At 46.4% G+C, this 22,955-nt stretch carries 18 protein-coding genes; 4 read left to right on the top strand and 14 right to left on the bottom strand.

Annotation, left to right across the window (positions count from 1 at the left end; all coding sequences use genetic code 11):
- Nucleotides 1–171: 171 nt before the first annotated feature.
- The gene (locus MHI12_RS03925; RefSeq protein WP_405171584.1) at nucleotides 172–1,248 is read right to left on the bottom strand and encodes a DUF3048 domain-containing protein; all 1,077 of its coding nucleotides are present in this window, start codon (nucleotides 1,246–1,248) and stop codon (nucleotides 172–174) included.
- Nucleotides 1,249–1,586: 338 nt separating this feature from the next.
- Between MHI12_RS03925 and MHI12_RS03920 the strand changes: the two genes are divergently transcribed.
- A complete protein-coding gene (locus tag MHI12_RS03920) occupies nucleotides 1,587–2,129 on the top strand; it encodes a DoxX family protein (protein WP_405171583.1) in 543 nt (180 codons plus the stop codon).
- Nucleotides 2,130–2,284: 155 nt separating this feature from the next.
- Nucleotides 2,285–2,497, top strand: a complete 213-nt coding sequence (locus MHI12_RS03915) for a hypothetical protein (RefSeq protein ID WP_017690673.1) — start codon at nucleotides 2,285–2,287, stop codon at nucleotides 2,495–2,497.
- A 172-nt stretch (nucleotides 2,498–2,669) separates the two neighbouring features.
- On the opposite strand, the gene MHI12_RS03910 is transcribed toward MHI12_RS03915, so the two are convergent.
- The 3 genes from MHI12_RS03910 to MHI12_RS03900 form a co-directional block, all read right to left on the bottom strand.
- Complete coding sequence (locus MHI12_RS03910) at nucleotides 2,670–3,455, bottom strand: DODA-type extradiol aromatic ring-opening family dioxygenase (RefSeq protein ID WP_405171582.1); 786 nt, start codon at nucleotides 3,453–3,455, stop codon at nucleotides 2,670–2,672.
- Between the two features lie 102 nt (nucleotides 3,456–3,557).
- Nucleotides 3,558–4,388, bottom strand: coding sequence for an alpha/beta hydrolase (locus MHI12_RS03905; RefSeq protein WP_405171581.1), 831 nt, complete (start codon nucleotides 4,386–4,388; stop codon nucleotides 3,558–3,560).
- A gap of 254 nt (nucleotides 4,389–4,642) precedes the next feature.
- Nucleotides 4,643–4,876 carry a hypothetical protein gene (locus tag MHI12_RS03900; protein ID WP_047840502.1) on the bottom strand — a complete coding sequence of 78 codons (234 nt, stop codon included), beginning with the start codon at nucleotides 4,874–4,876 and terminating at the stop codon, nucleotides 4,643–4,645.
- Nucleotides 4,877–5,288: 412 nt separating this feature from the next.
- Between MHI12_RS03900 and MHI12_RS03895 the strand changes: the two genes are divergently transcribed.
- On the top strand, nucleotides 5,289–6,101 hold the full coding sequence (locus tag MHI12_RS03895) for a DUF1129 family protein (RefSeq protein WP_405171580.1): 813 nt from the start codon (nucleotides 5,289–5,291) through the stop codon (nucleotides 6,099–6,101).
- 25 nt (nucleotides 6,102–6,126) lie between these two features.
- Here MHI12_RS03895 and MHI12_RS03890 read toward each other — a convergent pair whose 3' ends face one another.
- Complete coding sequence (locus MHI12_RS03890) at nucleotides 6,127–7,032, bottom strand: AraC family transcriptional regulator (protein WP_405171579.1); 906 nt, start codon at nucleotides 7,030–7,032, stop codon at nucleotides 6,127–6,129.
- Nucleotides 7,033–7,356: 324 nt separating this feature from the next.
- Nucleotides 7,357–10,473, bottom strand: coding sequence for a stalk domain-containing protein (locus MHI12_RS03885; protein ID WP_405171578.1), 3,117 nt, complete (start codon nucleotides 10,471–10,473; stop codon nucleotides 7,357–7,359).
- A gap of 316 nt (nucleotides 10,474–10,789) precedes the next feature.
- On the opposite strand from MHI12_RS03885, the gene MHI12_RS03880 reads away from it, so the two are divergent.
- Nucleotides 10,790–11,758 carry a hypothetical protein gene (locus MHI12_RS03880; RefSeq protein WP_405171577.1) on the top strand — a complete coding sequence of 323 codons (969 nt, stop codon included), beginning with the start codon at nucleotides 10,790–10,792 and terminating at the stop codon, nucleotides 11,756–11,758.
- 151 nt (nucleotides 11,759–11,909) lie between these two features.
- Here the strand turns inward: MHI12_RS03880 and MHI12_RS03875 are convergent, their stop codons facing one another.
- The 8 genes from MHI12_RS03875 to MHI12_RS03840 all read right to left on the bottom strand — a co-directional run bounded on the left by MHI12_RS03875 (nucleotide 11,910) and on the right by MHI12_RS03840 (nucleotide 22,264).
- Nucleotides 11,910–12,512 (bottom strand): GNAT family N-acetyltransferase, encoded by a 603-nt coding sequence (locus tag MHI12_RS03875; RefSeq protein ID WP_405171576.1) that lies wholly within the window; start codon nucleotides 12,510–12,512, stop codon nucleotides 11,910–11,912.
- Nucleotides 12,512–13,804, bottom strand: coding sequence for a threonine ammonia-lyase IlvA (ilvA, locus tag MHI12_RS03870; RefSeq protein ID WP_036606060.1), 1,293 nt, complete (start codon nucleotides 13,802–13,804; stop codon nucleotides 12,512–12,514). The genes MHI12_RS03875 and ilvA overlap by 1 nt, the downstream gene beginning before the upstream one ends.
- 63 nt (nucleotides 13,805–13,867) lie before the next feature.
- Nucleotides 13,868–14,758 (bottom strand): alpha/beta fold hydrolase, encoded by an 891-nt coding sequence (locus MHI12_RS03865; protein WP_405171575.1) that lies wholly within the window; start codon nucleotides 14,756–14,758, stop codon nucleotides 13,868–13,870.
- A gap of 359 nt (nucleotides 14,759–15,117) precedes the next feature.
- Nucleotides 15,118–17,409: a beta-glucosidase gene (locus MHI12_RS03860; protein WP_405171574.1), complete on the bottom strand. Its 2,292-nt coding sequence runs from the start codon at nucleotides 17,407–17,409 to the stop codon at nucleotides 15,118–15,120.
- A 220-nt stretch (nucleotides 17,410–17,629) separates the two neighbouring features.
- Complete coding sequence (locus tag MHI12_RS03855) at nucleotides 17,630–18,235, bottom strand: alpha/beta hydrolase (protein ID WP_405172927.1); 606 nt, start codon at nucleotides 18,233–18,235, stop codon at nucleotides 17,630–17,632.
- Between the two features lie 14 nt (nucleotides 18,236–18,249).
- Nucleotides 18,250–19,200 carry a ring-cleaving dioxygenase gene (locus MHI12_RS03850; RefSeq protein WP_405171573.1) on the bottom strand — a complete coding sequence of 317 codons (951 nt, stop codon included), beginning with the start codon at nucleotides 19,198–19,200 and terminating at the stop codon, nucleotides 18,250–18,252.
- Between the two features lie 397 nt (nucleotides 19,201–19,597).
- The gene (locus MHI12_RS03845; RefSeq protein WP_405171572.1) at nucleotides 19,598–20,680 is read right to left on the bottom strand and encodes a hemolysin family protein; all 1,083 of its coding nucleotides are present in this window, start codon (nucleotides 20,678–20,680) and stop codon (nucleotides 19,598–19,600) included.
- A gap of 246 nt (nucleotides 20,681–20,926) precedes the next feature.
- The gene (locus MHI12_RS03840) at nucleotides 20,927–22,264 is read right to left on the bottom strand and encodes a hemolysin family protein (RefSeq protein ID WP_405171571.1); all 1,338 of its coding nucleotides are present in this window, start codon (nucleotides 22,262–22,264) and stop codon (nucleotides 20,927–20,929) included.
- Nucleotides 22,265–22,955: the final 691 nt, after the last annotated feature.

Raw genomic sequence — 22,955 nt, 5'->3', positions numbered from 1 at the left:
TTAATTATTTGGAATAATGGTAAATTCAAGTCAAGATTTTACACTGCGTTTACAATTCGACATCAAAATTCAAAATCGACACGATTCTACTTTTCACGCTAAGGACAAATATAATGCCTTTTCGACGGCAAAATGAATACATGTTTCATTGTTTTCTTTCATTACATCCTTTTATTGCTGAACAGCCAGCTTCACGTGACTGGAAAATTCAGGTTGATTGGGAACGATGCTGATAAAGGTTTTACCAGGCACAAGAGCAACTTCACTGCCACCCTGAACAAACCGTATAATATCCCCCTGCTTCTTCACCCACTGCCCACGAATCATCTTGCCCTTTTGAAACAGCATGGCTTCCCCGCCCTGTTCCAAATTAACGGACAACCGACCTACACTATCAAGCACCTTATGATCTGCACCTGCCACAATGATGTTCGCTGCACCAAGTTGAGTCCCATTATCCAGATCCTGATCTGCCTTGCCATTCACCATTCTCATATATCGTCCGCTAACTTCATCATAATCATACGTCACCCGGTAACTATCCAATAAATAATGGATATCGAATTGCTTCACTGCCTCTCCTGCGGATGTCGCGCCTTCTTCGTTATAGTTGTATACCGGCGACTTGAAATCATGGCTATAACCCTTGATATCTGACCCTTCTCTCAGCTTGTCCGCTGAAGTATACAGATTATGTGGGGCTTTACGATCCGAGGAACGCCAGAAGTAAGGTCCACCATTCGAGATTTCATCCATATGCTGTTTCTGCTGCCTTTGCAAAATGGAATACGCCTCCGGACTGCCTCCGGCGTGAACAAGTACCCCATCATAACTCTCGCCGAGCTCAATTAGATATGGACGTATACTGCGAACGGGTCCAACCGTCTCCGCACCGCCTTCACTCTGGAAGATGGCTATGAAACGGGTAATGCCTCCCTCAGCGAGAACTTCAAGAATGATATCGGCTGAACTTAGACCCGATTGGGGCCGAGCTGCTGGTGCATTATTAATCATTACGGCGAGTGGTCGACGCGTAATTGCTTCATCTACAGGCAGACCTGTCAGAGGTGCTGTATAGAGAGACGTGTTGGACTCCTCCACGTTCTGTTCTTCTTGTACAGGTGCAGGTGTCGGTTCTGGCTGAACTGGCATCTGCGCTACCTCCTGGTTTTGGCAGGCAACAAGACTCAATGAGAGAATAAATAGGGATGCAGCCGATGCTGCTTTGTTCCATTTAAAAAGCTTCAATATAGGACCTCCTGAACGATATGGCCTGGTTCTAAGTTGTGATATATGTCTCATGTAGGCAACCATTTCACGTATTTCTTTCCATTTAATCACACCCCATCCGATTTGTCTGCGCCTAGAAGGCCTTGATACAGCTTGAAATTCACATTTGAAACAGCGATTTGCGAGAAAAATATGTCCTAAATGTGAACTTCTCAAACCTTACTTAAAATTTGAACTAGATTGTGATTTTAATCACAAACAAAACAACTTTTGAACTATACAATAAAGACATCAAAGGTGATCACTTAGAAAAAACAAAAACAACACACACTAAATTCCATGAAGGAGTGGTTCATATGTTCAGCACAAACCAATGGCTTAGAGAAAACAAAGTAGCAATGTGGATTTTGACAGTACTTCGGGTGTATATCGGTTATGATTGGATGACTCACGGATGGAGCAAATTGACTGGCGGATTCGAAGCTGGCGGTTTCCTTGCAGGGGCATTGGAAAAAACAACGGGTGATCATCCAGCAGTTCAAGCATGGTGGGGAACGTTCCTTGAGAAATTCGCAGTACCAAACGCAGGACTGTTCGACTTCGTTATCCCATTGGGTGAATTCCTTGTAGGTTTGGGTCTCATCCTCGGTTGCTTCACTACACTAGCAGCACTGATGGCTATGGTCATGAACTTCGCGTTCCTCTTCTCGGGAACAGTAAGCACGAATGCTCAACTGGTTGTAATGGAAATCTTCCTTGTCGTTGCTGGTGCAAATGCAGGTAAAATCGGTCTGGATCACTGGGTACTGCCTTACCTTCGCGGATTGTTCACTCGTAACAACAAAGGCAATCAGCCTAAAGACACACCAACGATTAGCCCTACTCAAAAAACAGCTTAAGCAATCATTCATAGAATTCTCGGCCCTGCTTCCAATCCCCCTGGAGAGCAGGGTTTTTTACTTTTCAAAATCAGCCCGAATGCCTGACTGACTTGCCCATCCACAGAAAATCGTATTATGATGAAATAAAGTTGAACTTCAAAGGAGTACACGATATGCCGACCCAGCGACGTCTCGAGACCGATGCGGACTTCCAGGAAGCCATGAATATGAAGTATAAGGTTCGAGTTTTTAAAGATAATCACCAGATTGACTCCGGTGGCATCATTATCCGTTTTGACAGCAACACCGTAGTGGTACAATCCAGTGTCAGTGAGCTCGCTTATCATTCGCGTACAGACTGTGAATTGTTCGAAATCCGCAAATAAAGATCTATTGCATGAATAGGTCCTCGTATTGAAAAAAGGTTACTGTAGCCCTTCAAGGGTGTACAGTAACCTTCTTTTGTTTATATATTGTAATTGTATGCATTAATACACGTTATGTTATCCGTACGAAACTGGCTTCAAGCACCATAATCAGGCTGTTGTCTGTTCCAAGTTACACGCCGTCTCCAAACTGCCAGCAGTTCAAACTGAGCGTTCCATAAGGGTAAGACTGGAATATACGCTTCGCTGATCGGGACATATCCGCTGTACCCATGGCGTAGAACAAAGGTGCAATGTGTTCTGTACCATACGACGGAACCGCCGTACGTGCATGAGGGGCTTTTTTCTCATATTGAAACAGTTCTCTTGTGTTCCACTGCTGCAAGCGCTCCCCGATCCAGTTATCAAACTCCACCGCCCACTCTTGCGGTTCATCCGTATTGCCCAGCAATCGCAAATTGTGTACCGTTCCACCGCTGCCAATGATTAACACATCATCATGACGCAGCTGTTCCAGCATTCGGCCAATATCATACTGTTCCTGCGGCGTACGCAGCGAGTCTACAGATACAGCAATCACAGGGATGTTAGCCTCGGGATACATATGGAGCAACGGTACCCATACGCCATGATCCAGCCCTCGGCCTCGAATCGGCTGATGTGCCAGATTGCTGCGGGTGAACAAAGCACATATCTCGTTTGCTAAATCTGGCTGCCCAGATGCAGGGTATTCCATCGTATACATCGTAGAAGGAAATCCGTAAAAATCATGCAAGGTCTGATGTGTATCATCCATCGTCACGGACGGTTCAGGACAATCCCAATGCGCCGTAAATACGACAATGGCTTTCGGAGCCGGCAGCCTGTCTCCAAGCTGGTTCAAGAAGTGAGTGTAGTCATTGCTCTCCACCGCCAGAGCGGGAGAACCATGCGCAATGAAAAGTGCGGGTAATGTCATTGCTGCCAACCTCCAGACACGGATAGAATGCTTACTCCTCTATTTTACCCTTAAGAAGGCGCTTTTCCAAGCTGACATCCCCAAACAGTTGTGATCTACCACTTATATCATCCAGTGCTGCCAATCCTGCTCAATCTTCTGACGTTCCCCAAGCCACTCTCTGGTACGCGTAATTAGCTGTTCCCGCTCTTTACCTGAAGAGAAGGTGTGATCGCCCTGGAAGATGATCTCCTTGTCACAGCGGCCCTCTTGGCGCATCCAGAATACCTTTTGATACAGGAATGCGTAGTCTACAGGAATAATCTCGTCTGACGTGCCATGCACGACGAGTACATCTCCGCTAAACTTAACTGCTTCCTGGAATGGCTGTTGTTCAGCAAGAGACTCAAAGAACGTCGGTGTGAATTTGTATCCCAGATAATCAGCCGCACCCACCTTCACGCCTTCATCGTATACTTCCCGTCCCGTAATCTTCACGATATCATTAAATGGATAACCCACGGAGGACCACATCACCAGGTTCTTAACACGTTTGTCGCGCACAGCAGTTAGCAATGCAACGGCACCACCCAGACTATGACCAATTAGCGTAACACGCGTAGGATCTACATCACTGCAATTCACCGCGTAATCCAGCACCGAACGGGTCTGCAGCACCATGGACTCCAGTCCCTCCGCTCCGTACTCCCCGCTGCTCTCTCCGCAACCGATATAATCGAAACGCAGGACTAGATAACCGTCTTCAGCCAGCTCCCGTGCAGTCTTTACAAACAAACGATCCACGCCGATCCGGCTACCAACGAAGCCGTGGCAGATGACCGCCAGAGGGACTCGCTGCTGACTCTTCTCCTCCTTTATATCTTTCACAACCGGATAATGAATCGTGGCTGTTAATTCTTCCTGTCCATGACGGATACTGATCTGACGTTCCATACCGATTTCCCCTTTCCAAGCTTAGCCTGTTAACTTCCATTTATTAAATATATATAATCCGATAAGTTTAGTGTGTATTAAGATGTTATTCATATATTATCATCCCGTAACCTTCAAGTCAACGTAAGTAAGGACCCTTTCTACGTCGACTACCAATCTACATTTTATCGGATAATAAGCACAAAAAAATGAGCCACGCTGATGACAGCTGGCCCGGATATCATTTGGAATTCAAATCAAGTGTTACAGGATCGTTATTCGTAGCTTCTACGGAACATCTCGTGGGTCTCCACCCGTCCATTCCACTCATGCTCATGACCCGAATCACTATTGTCCCAGAAACTTCTTCCCTTCAAATTGCCATCTGTCAGTTCTTCTGCATACTCCGTATCCTCCAGGTTCTCTTCAAAGGATACAACCTCGTCCACGACTCCACGGGAGTTGCTGTTCAGTAGCAGCTTCCGCGTCAATTCTGTTTGTTTATCCATAACAAGCACACTCCAATCTTGGATTTCTGTTGGAAATGCTACTATTGTGATGGAATCGGCTGCTCTTTATGCATACTTCACACAATCGTTAGATCTGTGAGGCGTGAGGGTATTTTTTCACATGAACAGGGGAAAATAAACGAACAAACATAGGCAGCATCTGCCTCGGAATCCTTCTGCCGAAAGGAATGAATTCATGGAACATCTACTGGAATGGATTCAACATCACGGTAAACTGGTGCTGTTATGCACCTGTGTTATACTGGCCTGTGTATGGATATGGGTCCACCATGAGCAGCTTTTTTATAAGGAATGACTTTGCGAAACGAGAGCCCTTCCCGTATACTAAAATACCGTCAGGGTCTTCAGTCAATTGGAAGATCAGAACGTGTGTAGACAGGGGGAGCAATCATTGGGAATTTCCTATAAGAAGCTTAAAGAAATACAGAATCGGCAAATAACTGAGATGAGTCGAATGACACCTGAACATGTGAAACTGTATGACGAGATCAGCACAATTGCGCGTCATGCGCCAGCGGACGAGAGAACACAGGAAGAGTGGATACTCTCCGCAGGAAAAGCGATCGTACAGGCTCAGCGGGATAACAAACCCGCTCGTGAGTTATACGGACCTGATCTGGAACAAGACATCCATGCACAGCTCAGGATTACAAATACAGCACCGGAGAAGACGGCTGCCGTTGAGGTGGGTAAATCAAGCCCAACCCGTGGTAATAGTTCAACAGCTTCATCGAAAAAGAATGCCAACGCTGTAGAACCACAGCCAGCTGAGAATCCAGAGCCTGTGAAACGGACACCAAAGTGGTATGCCATGATCGCTTGGGCGGCTTTGTCTTTTGTCATGTTGATTCAAGGATGTGTGGGATTGTTCGTGGGTTGGACTGGCGGAGATACGGAGCCGTTCCAACACATCAGTCTGTTCTCTCTGATCGTTGCAGCAGTTGGCGGTATCGCATTGGTCGAGATGCTTCGCCGCCTTGCTGAGCGACCGGACGATGAAGGAGCAGACAAGAACACCGTACCTAAGGTTAACCTTAAGGGGATCATCATCTACATCGTCATCGTGGTACTTGTGCTGTTTGTGGGGTATCCACTGCGTGATAAACTTCCGGTATTTGCACTGGCTCCGTGGGTGAGTGCAGTGATCGGAGTTGTGGGACTTGCAACGGTAAGGCCTTTATTTGGACAAAAGAAAACAGCATAACACGTATATAAGCGATTAAGGGACTTCACGAACTCGTGAGGTCTTTTTCCATTTGGAGCTGGTTCCGATGTTTGATTCCTTTGCCCGGTGTCTCTCCAAACTCCCGCTTGAACATCCGGATGAAATAGTTCACTTCCATCCCCACGGTCTCTGCCGCCTCTCGCACACTTGCTCGTGGATGTTTGTCCAGCCATTCCGAAGCCTTCTGCAAACGTAATCGTTGCATATATTGATGTCCTGTCACGCCATAATGATGATGAAATAATCGATTGAGATGCTGAACCGAATAGCCCACTGCGTCAGCAACATGCTTCAATAACAGGTCATCCTGGTAGTGCGTATGCATCAATGCTACTGCTCGGACGAGTGCATCCTTGCTCGGATCGGACTCCCGATTAGAGTGTTTTACAGTGCCATCCTGTGCCCTAGATGATCCAATACCTCCGATGCCGACATCAGATGGAATTTTCGATTGTGCTAGATCCAAAATGAGCTGGTAGATGAGGATTGATGTGTCCCACATCTCCGTTACTCCTTGATCCAGCGCGTGCCAGAGATTGGTCATGCGTGACCAGATGACTTCAAAACCGGAGATATGGCACGGTTCGTTCTGAAGCAAACCCGTGGATTGTAGTACTGATCCAGCCGATGCACCGCCAATACCGATATAACCAAGTTCACCTTTGGATTTGGAATGAGGCACATACTCATGCGCAATCCCGGGTTCCACGATGAATAACTGCCCTGCTCCCATCGTCCACGTCCCTTTTCCCGGAATCCAGAACTGCCCTTCACCACCCCGTGACAAAAACAACTGATACACCGGAAATCCATCCGGTCTATGCAGAACTTTCTCTTCCTGCGTGCCCACACAATACAGGTACAACGGCAACCGGGAATCCGGCAGGCCTGTCAAACGAAATGCAAGCATTCCATCATTCCTTTCGGCTCATAGGCTTTTACATAAGGTGAACTAAAGAAATTTACACTGGCCACTCCGTTTCGTGTAAATGTTAGTTCAATCTATATAGCCAACTTCCCTTTATTATCCAATAATTGGTTCAAATGCAACATTGGTCTAAGGAACCGTTCTGGCGACAAATTTTTTATCAAGTGAATTGCCGCGAGGATATTAAGCGGTGTCTACGCGGGAATATTAAAAACTCCCTTTCCGGTTGGAAAGGGAGTTAATGGCTTTAAATTTCTAAAAATTAATTACCCAGTATGCGTTTCAACCGCATTTGTCTATCTGGATTCATGAACCTGGCGTAGAGGGGTCTGCAGCAGATGATTGAGTGCCATTGCCAGAAGGAGCTGGCAAAATATCAAATGTGCTTTCTGCACTGACAGATGTATATTTCGTCGATTCACTCACCACTGAGACTACCAAAACTCTGTATTTACCCGTTCCAAAATCTACATTATCTGAATCCTTGGCCGAATTTCCAATATCCACTATTGCTGTCCCTGAAGAAGTACCACCTGGATCAACAAATGTTAAAGCTCTGCCAGCAGTTCCTGAACCGTTTCCTTCTTTAACAATATACACATCGTAACGAGCAATACCTGCTTCATTAGTTGGCTTATTGAAACTTACATTGATTGAATTACCAGTTACTGTTGCAGTTACCGCTTGCACTGGTGTTACTGTCTGTTTCTTCGCATTAATCGTGAATGTAGATGAAGCCAAACTTGATTCACGATTATTGTCGTTTGATTCAGATAAAATATACACCGTGTATGATTTGCCTGCTTCAATTTTTTGACCATTGATATCAGACAGTACACCCGGAAGTGTGGCATTTCCACCAGATGTTTCCACAGATTTTATTGTAGTGGAATTGTTTTCTTTCGCTATATTCTTCGCTACATTGAGCCCAAATGCGCTTCCTGTCGGAGCAACCATAACAACATAACGTCCAATGCCTGCTTTGGAAGCTGGTTCCGTATATCTCAAAGTAACATCCGTTACATCACCAGCTGCTTGATCTTCGTTCTTAAAATCAATTTTAGTAATGGTAACTGCTCCTACTGCACTAGTTACTGACAATTTAACATCTGCATAAGCTGTTGACAGCACATTAGATGAATTACCTGTATTACTTACCGCAAGTACAAATATGCGATAGTTCTCATCATTGCGAATAGTTGTACTATCTGTTGCCTTCGTATCGTCTAAAGTCACCGTGTAATCTCCGCTTCCTCCAGCTTTGTTTACCACCTTAAAGTTGGAGTTCCGATTAGCTTCCGCCAAATCAAATCCACTCAAGTTGGAAGTTTTGACTACAAATACACGGTAATGGTACACGTTCGTCTCATTCGACGATCGATTAAATGTCACACGCAAATCACGTCCATCTCCGTTATCCGCGATGTCCTTCGCAGTCACACTGGTCGGAGCGGTAACAGCCGTGTTCGCAGTCAGTGTGATCTGAGAAGAATATGAAGACAACGCATTTTGACTTGAGTTTCCGCTATTGCTTACTGACATAACGAATACACGATAGGAAACGTTATTGGAAATAAGGGAACCGCTTGTATCATATGCATTCGGAAGCGTAACGGACAGGTTACCACCCGTTTTGTTCACCTGCGTATAGTAGTTCGACGCATTAGCTGCACTTAGTGTGAAGTTGCCCGCATTACCGGAGCGAACAACGTATACTCGATATCCAGAGATTCTGGATTCATCCGCGGCCTTGTTGAAAGACACCCGTAGATCACGCCCATCACCGTTGTCACCAATATCCGCAACAGCCAGGTTGCTAATGACTCCCGCGTTACCGGTCGTTGTCAGTCTCAGAGCTGTAGAGGAAGCTGACAGCGCATTGGTGTATCCATTTTGCTGATTGCCCACCGCCATCACAAAGATGCGATAATCTTGCAGATTCGTTACGTTATAACCACTTGTGTCCTTCATGGATGAAGGTAAAGTCGTTGTAATGTTGTTGCCTGTTTTATTCACCGTATAGTACAGACTGGAGGACAGGTTACTCGCCGTTGTCAGATTAAAGCTGCTGGCAACCGAGTTGCGCACCACAAAGACGCGATAATTCGCCACCTTGGACTCATCTGATGAACGGTTGAAACTCACCTGAATGTCACGACCATCTCCATAATCCGAGTTATCCTTCACCTGCGTAATTACTGGAGACGTTGCTGTGTTCACGGACAACGTAAGTGAAGATGATGCTGCGGACAGCTTGCTGTCTGTTGTTGTATTAGTGCTTACCGACAAGATGTAGATCACATACGCTGTGCCACTTTTAATCATTTCGCCAGACGTATCCCGTGTCGAAGAAGTCAGCTGGCTTTTCACTGCGGTACTGTTTCCTTTGTATATGATCGTGGAGTTGGCACTTGACACTTTGTTCGCTGCAGCCAGATTGAACGCTGAAGAGTCCTTCGCTTTAACGACAAAAGCACGATAATACGTAATGTTCGATGTTGTGCTCGGCTGCGTGAAGTTAATCTCCAGATCGCGGCCATCGCCATAGTCACTAATATCTGCAGCACGCAGACTTGTAACCGCCTGTACTGTGGATTTCACATTATTGAGCTTCAATGCTTGGGAAGACCAGTTCAGTGCATTTTTATAATTATTGGTGCTGTTACCAACAGTCAGTACATACAGGCGATACGTTTCATTGCTGTTAAGCAGATCCCCGTTTACGTCACGTGTCTGTGCATTAAGTGTCAGTTTCGGGTTGCTGCCATTTGGTGTAACAGATGTATAGTTCGCAGAAGGTACGGCAGTGGCTGAGGACTCCGTAAAGCTATTCACATCGCGAGTTTTCACCAGCATAATCCGGTAAGCAGATACCGCCTTCTCTGAAGTTGGACGTGTGAAGCTCACGGTCAAGTCACGACCATCTCCGTTACTTCCGGATACCGAACCATAGATGTTCCATGCAGCATATTGTGTCTCATCTACTGGAGGTGTTGCTGTTGTCTTGATATCTACACGCTGATTACGTGAGTTCCAAAATACTTTCTCTCCAAAAGCTTCACTGACAAAACGAATCGGAACCATCGTATTGCCCTTAATCGTGTTTGCAGGTACATCCAGCGATATCGCTTCCCCGTTGATGTATGCCGTTTTGGAACCAAGTGTCAATTTAACTTCCTGATCGTCGCGCGTTGCAACAATCGTTTTGGTTCTGTTCGTGTACTGTACCTTCGCATCCAATCCTTCAAAAATCGACCGAAGCGGAACCAGTACGCGTCCACCTTTCATGACAGGTGCCTGAGCAGATGATAACTCTGCATCATTAATATATATACTGATCCTCGCAGCTGCATCCATAACCGATGTTGGAAGTGCGGACATCAGCATGGCCGATACAGCCAGCGCTGACATTACCTTCTTCACTTGTTTTCCTCCCGCTTTCCTCATATCCCATATCCCCATTCTCACATTTAGTTAACATCGAAATAGATTCGCTGTTCTTTTCATGAATTCCTGTATTTTCCTATGCACAACTAAGACGTTCCGATCAGCTCAAAAGTTTCCAGTTGTACAAAAAATATTTTCGCAGAAATCTTCCTCTATCTTCCACCCTCCAAAAGTTAAAAATAACAGAAGAATTTGTCACCATTCCGCAACCACATCCTGCCCCAATTGCGTTAATGTATAGTGACTAGTGAACAACGCCTATCATTTTCTTAACTACGGGAGGTTCATATCTATGACATCATCGTTCCAATCTGCCACACGTAAAGGCATGCGCACCTTCATTACAGCTACCACCATCCTCATGCTGCTCCAAACGGCTGTCGCTCCATTATCCGGAGTCGCTGCTGCCGCATCTTCCAGTACAGATACCAAAGTCACGACTGCCAGTTCAACAACGATATATAAAACATTTCAGTCCATGCTCTACAAAAAGAACGGCTTGCCTGCCGCGGATATTTATCTCGAATCTCATATCGATCAAGTTACAACTCATCATGCAACCCTAATGGTCTTACAGCTGGAGAATGCCCGCAACAAGGCGTTAACAGCCATGACGGACCGCCTGCTCGTTCCTAACGTTCAGGACAAAATGATCAAAGCCTACAAGTGGAATGATAGCTTCACCCAACTGATGAGCCGCACCAACGATGCCAGTCTGCGTGCACTGCTCCAGCAAGCACGGGATAGCGGTTATCGCCTGGTTATGCTGGAAGGTTCCCTCTATCCGATCATGAATTATATGGCTTTTCAGAAATATATCTCGTACGTGAAACCAGACATCAAACAATACATTAATATCATGGCGGTCGAAACCAGCAACCTTGCCGCCGATGATGGTGCACTGGTCATTGGCTATCAGGAGATACTCAATCGCGCTTTGAATCAGGAACGATTCCTGAACGAATATCCGAAGTCTAATCGGTTACAACAGGTGAAGAAGCTAATGAATAACTATACCTTGTATACGTTTTATGGCCTGAATAATACACCTTTATTTGACTATGAAACGAACAAAATGACAGCCAATGCCCAGAAAGGTTACAAAGCTGTCTTACAACGTAACTCATCCGAAGACAGTGCCTTCCTGAGGAAACTCGAAAAGTTCATGGACATCGTAACCGAAGCCAAATTCGAGAAAACAGCTGCTGTCGAGAAATGGCTTGAGCAGAATGTGCCGGTCAGCGACTATGCGAATTATTGAGTTAATCCGTTCCCCAGAGTTAATATCCGGGCCAAAATTCAGGCTAAACTTAAACATCTCACCATACCAAAAACCGCCACAGGATTCGCTCCTGTGGCGGTTTCTTCTTGCTTCTATATTCAAAACTGACTTAACCCGTCAGCTTCCTGCTCTATTGAATCGGTTTGACCATATGATTGTACTCATGTTCTGTGATGACAATCACATCGTCTTTGACATATCCCTGCCGTTCGTACAGCATTAGCGCACGGCCGTTGTCTCGTTCTACAATCAGGGATACCTGCGAGTGACCCAGATCTCTGCCCTGCTGCTCAAAAGCAGCCATCAGTGCCCGGCCGATGCCCTGCCCCTGATAAGCTTCACTTACCGAAAGAGTATCCAGATAATACTCCCCCGGACGGGTCTCTTTGACCAATGCATACTTCTCATCCCGGCTTCGTTCAGGTCGATCCAGAATCGGCTGGTCCAGACGATCTGCTTCTCCGCCATCATAGGCTACCAGAATCCCCGCAATCAGCCCATCCTGCTCCATCACTGTCACATGACGATAGCTAATCCGGTTGTTTTCCTGTACATAGAACTCCTGCAAAACCTGCATCGCCTTCTCATGATCCGCCTCACCCGCTAGCGAGTAAGCTATATCCCCTATCGCCTGATACAGTAACGGAATGACCTGATCTGCATCTTCTATGCGCGCAGGTCTGATCAGAGGAGATGTTTCTTGGTGGTCTGATTGCACACTGGAATGATTCATCAGATTAACATGTTGAACAGATTTAGATTTTTGTTCAGCTCGGTATAGGCGATACCTTTGCGGTTCATGCGTTCAATGAGCGGGTGGTAATCTTCCTTGTACATCAGCTCGATGCCCACCAAGGCAGGGCCATTTTCCTTATCATGCTTTTTCGTATATTCAAACCGGGTGATATCATCATTTTTCCCTAGAACTTCCTCCAGGAATTCACGTAAAGCTCCTGCACGCTGCGGGAAATTAACCATGAAATAATACTTCAGACCTTCATATATGAGGGAACGTTCCTTGATCTCCTGCATCCGGTCGATATCGTTGTTACCGCCACTAATTACGCAGACCACCGTCTTGCCCACGATTTGCTCACGATACTGCTCCAGCGCCGCAACAGCCAAGGAACCGGCAGGCTCGACAACAATCGCATTTTCATTATATAACTCCAGAATAGTTGTGCAGGCTTTGCCTTCTGGCACTTTCACAATGTCATCAAGTATACTATTGCAGATATCAAAGGTGAGATCACCAACCCGTTTCACCGCTGCGCCATCCACAAATTTATCAATATCGTCCAACGTCACAACCTGTTTGCGGAACATCGCCTCACTCATGGAAGCTGCCCCAAGTGGCTCAACTCCAATGATGCGTGTCTCCGGACTCACGGTCTTCATGTAAGTTCCCACGCCGGCTGCCAACCCTCCGCCACCAATCGTCACGAATACATAGTCGGCATTCTCATCGAGACTTTCCATGATTTCCATCGCTACCGTACCATTACCTGCAATAATCTTCGGTTGATCAAAAGGATGGATAAACGTCATGCCCTGTTCGTCACATGCACGCATTGCTTCTGCATAAGCGTCATCATACGTATCCCCGATCAGCACCACTTCAACGTTGTTTCCACCAAAGCGACGCACCTGCTTCACCTTCTGGTTCGGTGTTGTACTCGGCATGAAGATTTTGCCGTTAATTCCAAGGGCATTACAGCTAAAAGCAACACCCTGAGCATGGTTGCCCGCACTTGCACAGACAATACCCTTCTCCATCTCGGCTGGTGTCAGACTGCGAATCATATTATAGGCGCCCCGAATTTTGAACGAACGTACCACTTGAAGGTCTTCCCTTTTCAGATACACATTACAGTTATATTTGGCCGACAATACAGCATCCCGCTGTAACGGCGTTCTTACAATGACCTCACGCAGCACATGATGTGCGCGTACGATATCTTCCATGCCAACACTGGCACGACCGGGACTTGTGGTTCCCGTTGGTTCTTGTTCAACTGGTTTCATGTTGTCTCCACACTCCGCTTTTATGGTCTAGCAATGTCGCGCACTGCTTTTCTTTGTATTGTATCACTTTTGATCTGTTCTTGCGCCTGAGCTCACTTCATTTATCATTCGTACAATTTCACCAATAATGACCTGAGGGTCTGTATACATAACCATATGTCCCGATTGATCGGCCCCAATCCATCTCGCATTGGACAGCTGGCTCACCGTCTGACGATGCGCCGTAATGAGGGCAGGTCTTATTTTCCCCTCTCCCTTGCCCGGTTTCGTACCCGAGATCACGCTAACTTCCAGATCACCCAGAGCCGGAGGATGTTCCAGCAGCGCTGCCATGTCATCCAGAAATGTTTTGCCTTCTGCAAGCATCGTGCTGGCTGCCCGTACAGTGAAATCCTCCTTGAGGTGATCCGCTGCCACATCGTCAGGCTGAACACTTCCAGCTTTGCTGCCAAGCATCTTATATAAGCCAGTCCGCGCCATGATTGGAATAATGAAACCATTGATGGCAAAGCTCTTTTTAGTAAGCTTGGAAAAATACATTTCGCAATGCTCGTCTGATGGATCTACCAGAATAATGCCACGTAATCGAGATAGATGTGCAGCTGCCGCAGCCCGTACAATCGGACCACCCCAGCTATGTCCAACCAGAATGAATGGGCCCGGGCCCAGAGCTGTCAGCAGTTCTCCAAGATCCCCTGCAATGCGTTCAAGGTTGCGGGGAGCCGAGTCGACATCACTTCGTCCCGCCCCTGCCCTGTCATACACAACTGCACGTGCATGCTCAGCAATGGCTGGTGCAACCAGTCCCCAGTTTGATCTGGAGACGCCCATACCGGACTCAAATACAACCGTCAGCTCTCCTGTTCCCCTGGACATATAATGTAGTTTGCGACCATCGCGGGTCTGAACAAACGTACTTGAACCAAATGTATGTGAGCTAGGGTTAGGATTCATATTCCCCTCCTGATTACTTGCATAGTATCTATCACCGAATCTAATTGAAAATGATTATCAATTACTTCATTATAGAATAATCCATGCTTTACGACAACCATGTTGCTTCATCAAGTTAAAACAGTCCTATCGCTTTCTTCCACGTTGCATGGATCACCCCGCATCCCACAATTCCATTCCCCTCCTTTTCCTTTATGCAAAAAGAAAACCCGATCCATGATCGGATCGGGTAACTGTACCAGCCAATATGCGGCTGGCTATCACATACACATTCTTGTTGCTTCGTGCGCAGTTCCTGCACGGATTGCACAATCGTTTAATCCAAGGATGGACAAATTTCGGTTTAAAGGTACCGACCCTTATCCTCGAATACCATGGTCCTTTTTGTTCAGCTGCTCCAGAAGTTCATTCATCGCTTCTTCCGTCATGGCCCCACCGCTAAACGCAACAAGTGCACGCAGCGGCATATATTTCATCATCGCATCCATCATATCTGCGTGATCACCAGCATCATCACCGCCAAACCCGCTGGCCTCCTGAAATTGTTGCAAAGCCTGGTCCAGCAGCTTTTTATGGGCCGGATCACGCTGGATATCACCCAATGTACTATTACGAGTATAGGTTGGAAGGAATGTCGCTGTAGACTCTAAATTCACACGTGTCTGCAAATGAATGTCCCGTGAGGAGCTGCCTACCTGAATCTCGAACTCTCCGGTCTCCACATGCCAGTCTTTCATATCCAAGTTGTAATAGGCGAATGAACGCTTGTTTAGTGTGAAGCTCACCACTTTGGACTCTCCAGGCTCCAGAGCCACTTTGGCAAAAGCTTTCAATTCTCTCACCGGACGAATAACTGTGCTCTCTACATCGCTGACATACAGCTGTACAATCTCCTTGCCCGCTCTGTCACCGGTATTGGTGACCCTTACTTGCACATTCACCTCATCCTGATCGGTCAATTCTGTGCGATCTAACTTCAGGTCAGCATATTCAAATGTCGTATAACTCAGTCCATAGCCAAACGGGAACAGTGGCTCCAGCTCTTTTTTGTCATAATAGCGGTAACCAACAAAGATGCCTTCACGGTAATCAACTCGATCCCCTTCGCCCGGAAAATTCAAGAAGGATGGATTATGGCTGAGCTTGGCAGGGAATGTCTCCGCCAGTTTACCAGATGGATTTACCTCTCCGTACAACAGATCAGCTATCGCTCCGCCAACAGCCTGTCCACCAAGATAAGCTTCAAGCACCGCTTGCACCTGCGGCAGCCAAGGCATCTCCACTGGAGATCCGTTGCTCAGCACCACGACGACACGTGATTGGACTTTTGCAATCTCTTCGATCAGACGAATATGATTGTCAGGCAGACGCAAATGGGCACGATCATACCCTTCGGATTCATAACGATCGGGCAATCCAACGAACACTACGGCGGTATCCGCCGACTGCGCTGCCTGAACAGCTTCATTCATTAACGTTTCATCCACATCATCCACTTCAATCCGATAACCTGGGGCATACGAGAAGGTTACACCTTCGCCAGCCACCTGTTTCATCTCTTCCACAATATCATCCACTTTGGTCGGATTAATATGGGAACTGCCGCCGCCCTGGAAGCGAGGTTTGCGCGCAAATGCCCCGATTATCGCCACATCGCCTTCACGCCCAAGCGGCAGGATACTCTCTTCATTTTTCAGCAAAACCATACTCTCGGCTGCCACCTTACGCGCAAGTTGGTGATGCTCATCCTTGTTATATGTAGCCCCATCTTGCTTTTGATCAACAGCATTAAAGATCAGCGTAAGCAGACGCTCCACCGCCCGATCCAGCTTGTCCAGCGGCAGTTGTCCGCTTTCTACGGCATCAATCACTTTACGCTCACCGATTCCACCACTTGTTGGCATCTCCAGTTCTAGTCCTGCTGCAAGGGCGTCTGCACGTTCATTGACCGCACCCCAGTCTGACACCACAAGACCTTCGTGTCCCCATTCGTCTTTCAGGATATCCGTAAGCAACCATTCATTCTCACCTGCATACGTACCGTTAACCTTGTTGTATGAACACATCACCGTCCACGGCTGTCCATCCTTCACCGCACCTTCGAAACTTGCCAGATAAATTTCGCGCAGCGTCCGTTCATCCACCACCGCATCAATTGACATGCGCCGTTCTTCCTGATTATTAACTGCAAAGTGTTTGAGAGACGTACCCACACCTCGGCTCTGCACACCCTGAATATGACCGGTAGCCATCTGCGTAGATAACAACGGATCTTCGGAAAAGTATTCAAAATTACGTCCACCCAATGGGGAACGTTTAATATTTACACCCGGTCCAAGCAGTACCGCTACATCCTCGGCCTGACATTCCTCACCCAAAGCCACCCCAACCTGACGCGCCAGCTCCTTGTCCCATGAACTAGCCAATCCTGCCGCAGAAGGGAAACAGGTTGCGGGCACGCTCGACGTCAGACCCAGGTGATCTGCGCTTCCATCCTGCTTGCGCAGCCCGTGAGGTCCGTCCGTCACCATGATGGATGGAATGCCAAGACGCTCCACCCCTTTCAGATGCCAAAAGTCCAGTCCCGAGCACATACCCGCTTTTTCTTCCAGTGTCATCTGCTGTACCAGTTCCTTGATGTTACGTTCCACATTAACCCCTCCAGTTCATGATGTTGATACATAGCTATATCACTAAGCATACAAGGTTATCTACCACACATTCAAATGTTTACCCGGTTAGTAACGGTTACATAACACCAGTCCATCATTTCTTCTTCTTCCTAACGATGATCAAAATAAAAAGAAAAAACAGCCCGATCTTCACGATCAGGCTGTCTCTATACGTTTCATAACCGTCTATCCACCCAATTTACGCCTGTGTCTTAAACCAAGCTGCCGCGGCTTCTGCTTCGGTACGAGTCAACTGATGACCCTGACGCTCCCAATGTGTGTTTACATCGGCACCTGCACCGCTGAGTAGCGAAGCAAGTTCCTCCGTTTCACGTCTTGGTACAATCGGGTCGTTATCGCCCGCACCAATGAACACAGGCAGACCTTTCAGATCCGGCAAATCCAGTCCGCGCAGCGGTACCATCGGATGATGCAGAATTGCACCTTTGAATACATCCGCTTGATGGAAGATCAGGCTCGCCGCAATGTTGGCACCGTTAGAGTAACCCAGTGCATACACGTTGGACCGATCAAAACCGTATTCCACCGCAGCTGCATCTACAAAAGATCCCAGCTCCGCCGTACGAGCAACCAGATCTTCTTCATCAAAAATACCTTCGGCCAGGCGGCGGAAGAAACGGGGCATCCCGTTCTCCGATACATTCCCCCGCACCCCAAGAATGCCAGCTCCTGGTGCGATCATCTCCGCCAGACCGACCAGATCATTCTCGGTTCCGCCTGTGCCGTGAAGCAACAGAATTGTTGGAGCATCCGGCTGAGCACCTGCTTTATAGATATGTTTCATTGTATTGGTTATGGTCATGATTTGGACTCTCCTTTCCATTCACGTACTTCGATTCGTGGCAACAATTGTTCAATCTGCTCACGCTGTGGCTCATACCATTCAGGCAACATCAGTTTCTCGCCCATGCTCTCTGCTGGTTCATCCCGTGCAAATCCCGGAGGATCCGTAGCCAATTCGAACAGTATGCCTCCCGGCTCCCGGAAATACACAGCGTTGAAGTATTGACGGTCAATGACTGGCGTTGGATGATATCCGGATTGTTCAAGATCCTGCTGAATTTGTTCATGCTCTACGTAATCTTTGGCACGCCATGCAATATGGTGAACCGTTCCCGCTCCGCCAATCCCGCGTTGGATACCTGTAGACTGAATGTCGATGATCTGGCCAATATCGCCGCTTGCCTGAAGACGAAGGAGTCCGTCCTCTTCGCCAACCTGCTCCAGACCCAGTTTGCTCACCAATACGTCCATGGTTTTCTCAGGAACATGACTGAACAATACGGCACCGCCGAATCCTTTGATGGCATGCTCTGGTGTTACACCGTTGAAAGACCATTTGCTTGGCTGACCACCTTCGCGCTCAACCAGTTCAAGCAGCAGACCACCTTTGTCGAAGAAACGAATGTACTGCTCACCGAATCTCGTTTTATTTTCATATGGAATATTGAAGGAAGCAAGACGTTCTTTCCAGAAAGGCAGGCTGCCCACAGGAACCGCATATACGGTAACTCCAGTCTGACCTGAACCAATGACACCTCTTCTTGAATTCTGCTGTGGGAAAAAGGTGATAATTGTGCCCGGTGCACCCTGCTCGTTTCCGTAATACAAGTGATAAACGTCTGGTGCATCAAAGTTAATGGTTTTTTTCACCAGTCTGAGTGCCAACACACCTGCGTAAAAATCAACGTTTTTCTGTGCATCGTCAACAAAAGCTGTAATATGATGAATTCCTGAAGTTCTGAACATAATCTTCACTCCCTTGGTTTATTTACACAGACACTACGATGACAGAATAACCTTCCAATCGCTGTTATCCCCAGATTTTTTTGATTTCTTTTCCTAAGGGAAAATCCGGGGATAAAGGCGAACGCTTCGCTTTTTCAGGTTTTTTCTGTCCTCTTCGTTACGTGTAAGTTATTAGTTCGACTTATTTTGCTTCTTTTATTTATTGGTTTCTGTTAATTATCTTTAAGTTAAGATTCTTTAATTATATTAATTCATTGGACTACATTATGCAAGCTTTTATTTTAAAATTAAGATTTAATACAAAAAGCAGGCCCCGATCACTCCGGGAACCTGCTTAGCGTTATAACGATTGATTAGGTTGTTTCGTATTCCTGTATCACTTTTGTATTACTGCTTATTAAACCAGTTTCATTCTTTTTGGTGGATTCACCAAATCTTTATGCTCGTATTCATCCTTGATGTCTCCGACAATCTCTTCAAGGATATCCTCCATCGTAACCATACCTACCGTAGCACCTGCCTCATTTTTCACGGTGGCAATGTGTACACGGCTTTGCTGCATCTGGATCAGTACATCCTTGATTGGAGAACGCTCGGAGAAACTCGGCGTATTGTGAACAAAAGTCTCCATATTGAAGTCTCTGCCCGCAGCTACACTCGTCAACATTTCTTTTGTGTTAATGAAGCCCACAAAATGAGCCTGATCCCCATTCGCAATAACAGGGTATCTCGTGTATTCGTGTCGATTCAGCGTTTCAATGATCTGATCAATCGGCATTTCCTTATTCAGAGTAACAATTTTATCTCGTGGAATCATGATCTCCTGAAGCAGACGCTCATCAAAAGCAAAAATGTTTTTGAGATAGTCCAGCTCCGTCTGGTTGATCTCGCCACTCTCGTAGCTCTGTGCCATAATCAGCTTCAGCTCTTCTTCGGAGTGGACGGTATCATGCCCGGCAGGTTTTACACCAAATATGCCAAGTAACAGACGAGCAGCTCCATTCAGCGCGTAGATGAATGGATTCATGATTTTACCGAACCAGTATAGTGGTGGTGCCAGCAACAGCGTCATTCTCTCTGCAAACTGAATCGCCAGTGTTTTCGGTGCCAATTCACCGATAACCACGTGCAGGAACGTAATGATCGCCAGAGCAATACCATAGGAAAGCACGGTAGACAATGCCGCTGGTATTTCCATTCGCTCAAAGAGCGGATGCAGCATTTTCTCAACAGTAGGTTCACCCAAGGCTCCCAATACCAGCGCCGTGATGGTAATCCCCAATTGACATGCCGACAGATAATAATCCAGGTTGTGCGCCACTTTTTTGGCCAGTACTGCCTTTTTGTTGCCTTCCGAGATCAATTGATCGATTCGGGACATCCGTACTTTAAGAATTGCAAATTCGGCTCCAACAAAAAAGGCTGTCAGACCTATAAATACGGCTACTAAAAATAAATTCAAGGCTATTATTCCGTCCAATGATTTCCCTCAGGTTGAGGGATTCACCTCCAAGTAAAATTTATATTAAGGTTGCACGAGTGACGTTCCGGTGACGGCTCGTTCTTCCGATCGCCATTGCCTCCAAATTTCCCTGATTGTTGTTTTCAAAGGTTTAAAATTGGTTTGCAAACGCGAACGCTGCGCTTCTTCAGAATCGATTCCGTCCCCTACACTGCTCCGTTATCGCAAAAACATTTAAAATTTTCAAAAGATTTTCGGGCAAGATCACGCCAGATCGCTAGTAGCTTCCTCAACCTGAGCGCCGTTTACCCGCTCCAGAAGAACTTGTTTGATGTGATAGTTTTCGGTATCAACAACGGTCCACACATAATCGCCGTGTTCTACCGTATCGCCTTTTTCCACACCTACACCCTTCTGGTACTGGATCCATCCGGCCACAGTATCCATCTCTTCATTACCTTCAAAGATAAGTCCGAACTGTCGCTCCACTTCATCCAAAAGTACCCGGCCATTAATGAGATATTGATTCTCTCCGGTCTCCTGAATATCCGCCACCTCATCGGCATCGAATTCATCGCGAATCTCACCGACCAGCTCCTCCAGAATATCCTCCATCGTAATGATACCCGAGGTACCGCCGTATTCATCCACGACCACGGCCATGTGTACACGTTCCTGCTGCATTTTAATCATCGCATCCTGTATACTTGTAACTTCAGAAACAAATGGGATCTCACGAACGAACTCGCTTAGTTGATACGATCTTGCGGCTACCATGTCAGGCAAAATCTTTTTCACATTCACAACACCGATAATGCGGTCCTTGTCCCCATCCTCGATGACAGGGTAACGTGAATAGTTATGTTCATCCAATATAGGAATAATATCGTCATAGGTCATATCCTGATCTAATGTCACCAGTTCCGTACGTGGCACCATGATGTCTTTGGCATCACGTTCGTCGAACACAAATACATTTTCCAGATATGAAAGCTTGGTCTTGTTGTTCTCGTCACCTTCATAACTCTGGTTCATGATGATTTTGATCTCGTCCTCCGAGTAGGCTTGATCATGTTTGGCAGGCTTTACACCGAATCCTCGCAGAAGAACACGTGAGGTTCCATTAAGCGCCCAGATGAACGGATACATGATTTTACCAAACCAGTATAGCGATGGGGCAAGCATTAATGTCAGTTTTTCTGAAAATTGAATCGCCAGCGTTTTCGGTGCCATCTCACCAACAACCACGTGCAAAAACGTGACGAGGATAAAGGCAATCGCATAGGAAGCAATTGATGAGATCGAAGCAGGTACGTCTAAATAATTGAATACCGGGTATAACAATCTCTCAACCGTCGGTTTTCCGAGCGCTCCCAGTCCTAGAGCAGTGACCGTAATACCGAGCTGACAGGCTGACAGATAATAATCCAGGTCCGAGACAACTTTTTTGGCCAGTACAGCCTTTTTATTGCCTTCGGCAACCAGTTGATCTACTCTTGATGTACGAATTTTGACTACAGCGAACTCCGATGCTACGAAAAATGCAGTCAATGCAATCAAGATAATAAGTAAAGCGATATTCAATATGGTAATTATGTCCAATGATTTCCCCGGTTCTCAGGGATTCACCTCCAGAGATAGTTACAGCGTGATCCGTTAACTACGTTAACCATTCATCCGCTGTTTGTCGTTCATCATGGCTTATGCCTTATATGAAATCGAATAATGATCATATTTGTATATGTCGTACGTGTTTGACCTTGTAAAACCAAAACAGGAATTCAAGATGAAGTCAATGACATGCAGAAACTTCTTCATTCAAATCGGGTTACCCCTCATGCTGTCAATTGTTCCTCGCTTAACTCCACCTAGATTCGCCATTTGGACAATTTACAATATCGCCTACCCAATAGATATCCACCTCCCCTCGTACTCATTCCTGTTTCCGAAAAGTATACCATGTTTCCCGCTCAACCATCCAGTTGCACGTTATGGTTTGCCACAAGCTTACAGTATAATGTTCACAAATTAGTCTCTATGTATGTTACGTACTTTATATAATATGATTGATATTATCTCATAATGTGATATTGTTCACATGATTAGTATAGTCCAATTTATAAAAATACTACCCTGTACTTTAGGGTATTAAACAACGTGCCTAAACACCCAGATTATATCCTGTTTCGCATCTTCCCCATGTCTTTCCCGTATGGACAAGTCCGGCCGTTTGCACAAGATACATCTATATACGTAGCAAAGAGCCCGCAAGATGCAAATACCTTTCCGGTAT

It is taken from the genome of Paenibacillus sp. FSL H8-0280, from assembly GCF_045040665.1.
Classification (GTDB): domain Bacteria; phylum Bacillota; class Bacilli; order Paenibacillales; family Paenibacillaceae; genus Paenibacillus; species Paenibacillus xylanexedens_A.
Note: the sequence above shows the minus strand (reverse complement) of the source record. Positions and strands in the feature narration are given on the sequence as shown.

Excerpts from the sequence above, each read along its gene's own strand:
- MHI12_RS03920 (WP_405171583.1), top strand. The coding sequence starts at position 1,587 with ATGTTCAGCACAAACCAATGGCTTAGAGAAAACAAAGTAGCAATGTGG.
- MHI12_RS03915 (WP_017690673.1), top strand. The coding sequence starts at position 2,285 with ATGCCGACCCAGCGACGTCTCGAGACCGATGCGGACTTCCAGGAAGCC.
- MHI12_RS03910 (WP_405171582.1), bottom strand. The coding sequence starts at position 3,455 with ATGACATTACCCGCACTTTTCATTGCGCATGGTTCTCCCGCTCTGGCG.
- MHI12_RS03905 (WP_405171581.1), bottom strand. The coding sequence starts at position 4,388 with ATGGAACGTCAGATCAGTATCCGTCATGGACAGGAAGAATTAACAGCC.
- MHI12_RS03900 (WP_047840502.1), bottom strand. The coding sequence starts at position 4,876 with ATGGATAAACAAACAGAATTGACGCGGAAGCTGCTACTGAACAGCAAC.
- MHI12_RS03890 (WP_405171579.1), bottom strand. The coding sequence starts at position 7,032 with ATGCTTGCATTTCGTTTGACAGGCCTGCCGGATTCCCGGTTGCCGTTG.
- MHI12_RS03880 (WP_405171577.1), top strand. The coding sequence starts at position 10,790 with ATGACATCATCGTTCCAATCTGCCACACGTAAAGGCATGCGCACCTTC.
- MHI12_RS03875 (WP_405171576.1), bottom strand. The coding sequence starts at position 12,512 with ATGAATCATTCCAGTGTGCAATCAGACCACCAAGAAACATCTCCTCTG.
- ilvA (WP_036606060.1), bottom strand. The coding sequence starts at position 13,804 with ATGAAACCAGTTGAACAAGAACCAACGGGAACCACAAGTCCCGGTCGT.
- MHI12_RS03865 (WP_405171575.1), bottom strand. The coding sequence starts at position 14,758 with ATGAATCCTAACCCTAGCTCACATACATTTGGTTCAAGTACGTTTGTT.
- MHI12_RS03855 (WP_405172927.1), bottom strand. The coding sequence starts at position 18,235 with ATGAAACATATCTATAAAGCAGGTGCTCAGCCGGATGCTCCAACAATT.
- MHI12_RS03850 (WP_405171573.1), bottom strand. The coding sequence starts at position 19,200 with ATGTTCAGAACTTCAGGAATTCATCATATTACAGCTTTTGTTGACGAT.